Here is a 4,054-nt window from a genome sequence, read left to right as displayed (position 1 = left end):
TGTGTGATTCATATAGGTTATTACAATAAAAATGTAAGATCAAATAGAAATTTGTACTTGTGATAGTTTATATACCTTATTACAATTATGGTGGGAAGTATATCAACAATAAAAGCCGCAAGTAAATGGACTCTAAAGTTAAGCTACGCCTGAATTGGGTAAACCTATATAAAAAATTAGGTCATGCAGGAAGAGTATGTCAGCACTATAATATTTCACGCTTTACCTTACGCAAATGGTGTAAACGTTACAAGGAGTTTGGTGAAAAAGGATTAGAAAATCTTAGTAGCAGGCCTAAAACCTCACCTTTACAAAAAACCAATATATCTAGTGATCAACTTATTCTCCACTTAAGAAAAACTAGAAAATTAGGAGCAAGACGTATTCAAACTGAATTGAAACGTTTACATGATCTCTCTTTTTCATTGGCTACTATACACAAAGTTTTCAAAAAATATGATGTAAGTCTTTTACGTATTAAACGTCATTACCGCAAACAAATAAAGCGTTACAACTGTAAAGTACCAGGAGAACGTATACAGATGGATGTATGCAAAATAGCTTCTGGACTTTATCAGTATACCGCTATAGATGATTGTACACGTTATAAAGTTGTTACATTGTACCCAAGACGTACTGCAGAAAACACTCTAGATTTTCTTGAACAACTAAGAGAAAAAATGCCATTTCATTGTCAAAGAATTCAAACCGATAGAGGACAGGAATTTTTTGCTTATGGGGTGCAAGAATATTTGAAAAAATGGAAAATCAAATTTCGTCCTATCAAGCCATTTTCCCCGCATTTAAACGGTAAAGTGGAAAGAGCTCAGCGTACAGATTTAGATGAATTTTACAGTAGTGTTAACATCAAGGATCCTGACCTACAAATTAAACTCAGAGATTGGGAAAACCATTATAATAGACAACGTCCTCATAGCTCTCTTCAAGGGAAAACTCCATGGGAAAAATATAAAGAGCTAGAAAGTACAATTCCTTGTTTAAGTGAAGTGCAAAAAAATTACATTCCGTCAAAGGAGCCTTTTGTCATGCAAAATTACAAGCATGATCAAAGATTAAAGTCAATTCAAAAACACAACGTTACTTAACTATTTAAAATTCAGACTTAATCTGACAAATCAGTTGTTATGACCTATATGAATCACACACTTATTGTTTTCTGCTGCACGAGATGAAACATGTGAAAACCAAGATTTAGTGTATTTTTAATCATGAAAGGGGTTTTATGGGCAAAATTTAAAAAACCCATAAAACCCTTAGCTAAACCAAGAGAAAATATACTATATAGAATTACTTTGTTAAATATTCTCTACTCCCAGGTTTCGTTATGGGTAATTGTTTTAACTCACTTGGCAGTTCTTTCTCGCTATAGTTTTGAATGTTCAGTTCAATCAAAGATATAATAGAAAAAGGTAGTTTTGTTTCACTACTTCTCTTTATCAAAGAAGCTTCAACAACAACTTTACCTCCCTTCTCTTCTGCACATTTTACTGCTTCAAGTGAAGATTTACCTGTGGTAATCACATCTTCAATTAGTAATATCTTCTCACCTTGTTTAATCTCAAATCCACGGCGTAATTCAAATTTACCATTAACACGTTCGCAAAATATTGTTCGGATTCCAAGCTGTCTACCAATCTCATAACCCACAATTATTCCACCAATCGCAGGAGATAGTATTAAATCTCTGGGTTCAATAAGCTCTTTTCTTATTTTATTCGCCAATAGCTCACAAACGTTCATTGCTCTGCTTGGATTTTCAAAAATTTTAGCGCATTGTATGTAAGTGTTGCTGTGCAGCCCTGACGAGAGTACAAAATGTCCGTGCAAAATCGCACCAGCCTCTTCAAATTCTTTTATTATTGTATTATCTAATATCATTCTTGAGTTTGAAATTCTTTATTAATTATCTGCGTTATACAGATATCAGACCACACATTTATTGCAGTTTCAAACATATCAATGATTGTATAAATAGGCAAAATCAATCCCATAATGTACAAAGGAACATTCATTGATACCAAATAACTAGTTGCCATAAAATAGCACCCCATCGGCACTCCAGCGTTACCAATTGCAGCTCCTGTAGCTAAAAAAATCCATATGAACATCTCACTTAAGGAAAATGTGTGCCCATTCATCTCTGCAACAAACATCACTGTAATCAAAATAAATGCAGCACACGCATTCATATTGATAGTTGTACATATTGGTAGAATAAAAGATGACAATTTCTTTGGCACTTTTAGCTGATTTTGCACACAGTCTATGGTTGTAGGCAGCGTTGCACTAGATGATTTAGAAAAAAACGCAAGTGTAAGTGCTGGCATAACACCTTTCATCGTTTGAATTGGTGATATACCTTTATACCACATGAGTAGTGGCAAAATCACAAATGCTTGCACGAAATTTGCAGACATTATGCAAGCAAAATACCAAAAAAGACTATGGAATTCGCTGCCACCTTTTAACTCGTATAAAAAACATGTGATAAAAGACCATACAGCAAGAGGAATAAACTTTAACAACCCTTGAGCAATTTTAAGAAGTGTATCAAACAGTGCAGAGAATATTTGGTGTAATATATCCTGTTTTTCTTTTGAGAGCGAAATAATAGCTCCACCCATCAAAAAAGCAATCAATATGCTGCCAATAACGTTATTTTCAAGAAAAACTTGCACAAAATTTGATGGAATGAGTGATTTTAAGTATGAGAAGTAATTGTGGTTGCTGTCACTCACACTTTCTATTGTGTTACTTATGAAATTTTTTCTTACTGGGTCTATGAATAAATAGAAAGATAACGCAACAAATGCAGCTACAATTGTTGTAAACAGCGTGTAAAACAGCGTCTTCTTAAGTAATACTTTAATTTCAATTGAGTCTTTAAGCCCTGAAATTGTGGACACTATAGATAGAAAAACTAAAGGTAAGCTAATCAATTTCAACAGACTGATGAATATATCGCTAAATAGCTTTGCTATTTCAAATATTACTTCATTGTTTAAATAGTAAGCAATTACCGCAAACAGTATAGAAAAGAGTATTGCAAGTTTGCGCATTGAAAATAAAACCTCAAAATGATATTATACAATAATTTTTGAAATTAGGTTAAGATAACTTTACAGGTTAAGTAAAGATGAGTAACATTTTATTATTAATTAAGTGTTAAGGAGGGGTATGGATAAAAAAACTAAAGAAGAGTTAATCCTTGTTGGAATATTAATGGGAATGAATATTTCAATAGGAGTGCTTGTAGGTCTTGGTCCAAGTTTCGCAATTTTATCACCTTCCATTATAGGTGGAATTATTGCTGCTGTTTCTACAATATTATCTATCGCATACCTTACATATTGTGATTATAAGGAAGATAAAGTAAATCGAGAATGCATTTTCCCTATATTTTGTATGGGCGTTACTAGCACTGCAATCGGGATTGGTCTTGGTGCAGCTATAGGTGCTATTTTTCCTGGTGTAATGTTAAATACAGGATCGATCAAGTTGTATTGAAAGGTACTCTTAACCAACTTAATCAAGCTCAAGATAATAAAGGTTTATGGTCAGTTCAAATCAATAGCTCTATACCATTTCAACAAGATTTTACCATTACTAAATTTGCACTCCCCTCAGCAGTTAAGCTCTTACAAGAAAATTATTCTGTTTCCGAAAAAGGCAAAATGACGGGAGTGATTGGTCTATATTATAATGGGAATGATCGATCATTCCGATTCAGACATTTCTAGTTTTTAGTCTATTAATGTTGATTATGTCGGTTCCTAAAATAAAAGCAATCTATCAACGTTCTGGAAGCTATATCGATATTCTTTCTGGAAGCTTCTTCTTATTATTTGCAGCCTTCCTTTGGGTGGATGTACTTAAAATGTTTTATTGATTTTCATTATTTTGAGAAGTTGTTTTTTCATCATCGACATGTTTTGTCGGGTTCTCGCCAAGCTGTTCTTGGGTCTGATAACGATGTGGATCTAAAGTTTTGATATTGTTTTCGGACTCAGCGTATCTACGGCTACGGTTGGCG

At 33.4% G+C, this 4,054-nt stretch carries 5 protein-coding genes; 3 read left to right on the top strand and 2 right to left on the bottom strand.

Features of this window, described 5'->3' with window-relative positions; translation table 11 throughout:
- The first annotated feature begins 125 nt into the window (after nucleotides 1-125).
- The gene (locus ACJ5GX_RS04340; RefSeq protein WP_019078870.1) at nucleotides 126-1,106 is read left to right on the top strand and encodes an IS481 family transposase; all 981 of its coding nucleotides are present in this window, start codon (nucleotides 126-128) and stop codon (nucleotides 1,104-1,106) included.
- Between the two features lie 202 nt (nucleotides 1,107-1,308).
- On the opposite strand, the gene pyrE is transcribed toward ACJ5GX_RS04340, so the two are convergent.
- Together pyrE and ACJ5GX_RS04330 are read right to left on the bottom strand one after the other, a co-directional pair.
- Nucleotides 1,309-1,899 (bottom strand): orotate phosphoribosyltransferase, encoded by a 591-nt coding sequence (gene pyrE, locus ACJ5GX_RS04335; protein WP_495292741.1) that lies wholly within the window; start codon nucleotides 1,897-1,899, stop codon nucleotides 1,309-1,311.
- On the bottom strand, nucleotides 1,896-3,080 hold the full coding sequence (locus ACJ5GX_RS04330) for a dicarboxylate/amino acid:cation symporter (protein ID WP_007301913.1): 1,185 nt from the start codon (nucleotides 3,078-3,080) through the stop codon (nucleotides 1,896-1,898). The genes pyrE and ACJ5GX_RS04330 overlap by 4 nt, the downstream gene beginning before the upstream one ends.
- Nucleotides 3,081-3,198: 118 nt before the next feature.
- On the opposite strand from ACJ5GX_RS04330, the gene ACJ5GX_RS04325 reads away from it, so the two are divergent.
- Nucleotides 3,199-3,528: a hypothetical protein gene (locus ACJ5GX_RS04325; protein ID WP_495292740.1), complete on the top strand. Its 330-nt coding sequence runs from the start codon at nucleotides 3,199-3,201 to the stop codon at nucleotides 3,526-3,528.
- Entirely contained in the window at nucleotides 3,525-3,761 is a 237-nt protein-coding gene (locus tag ACJ5GX_RS04320) for a hypothetical protein (RefSeq protein WP_495292739.1), read from the top strand. Before ACJ5GX_RS04325 ends, ACJ5GX_RS04320 begins: the two co-directional genes overlap by 4 nt.
- Nucleotides 3,762-4,054: the final 293 nt, after the last annotated feature.

The organism is Wolbachia endosymbiont of Tuta absoluta, assembly GCF_059414725.1.
The sequence above is the reverse complement of the archived record's forward strand: the minus strand, read 5'-3'. Positions and strand labels throughout refer to the sequence as shown.

Bases quoted from the DNA above. Each gene is read 5' to 3' on its own strand.
- ACJ5GX_RS04340 (WP_019078870.1), top strand. From the start codon at position 126: ATGGACTCTAAAGTTAAGCTACGCCTGAATTGGGTAAACCTATATAAA.
- pyrE (WP_495292741.1), bottom strand. From the start codon at position 1,899: ATGATATTAGATAATACAATAATAAAAGAATTTGAAGAGGCTGGTGCG.
- ACJ5GX_RS04330 (WP_007301913.1), bottom strand. From the start codon at position 3,080: ATGCGCAAACTTGCAATACTCTTTTCTATACTGTTTGCGGTAATTGCT.
- ACJ5GX_RS04325 (WP_495292740.1), top strand. From the start codon at position 3,199: ATGGATAAAAAAACTAAAGAAGAGTTAATCCTTGTTGGAATATTAATG.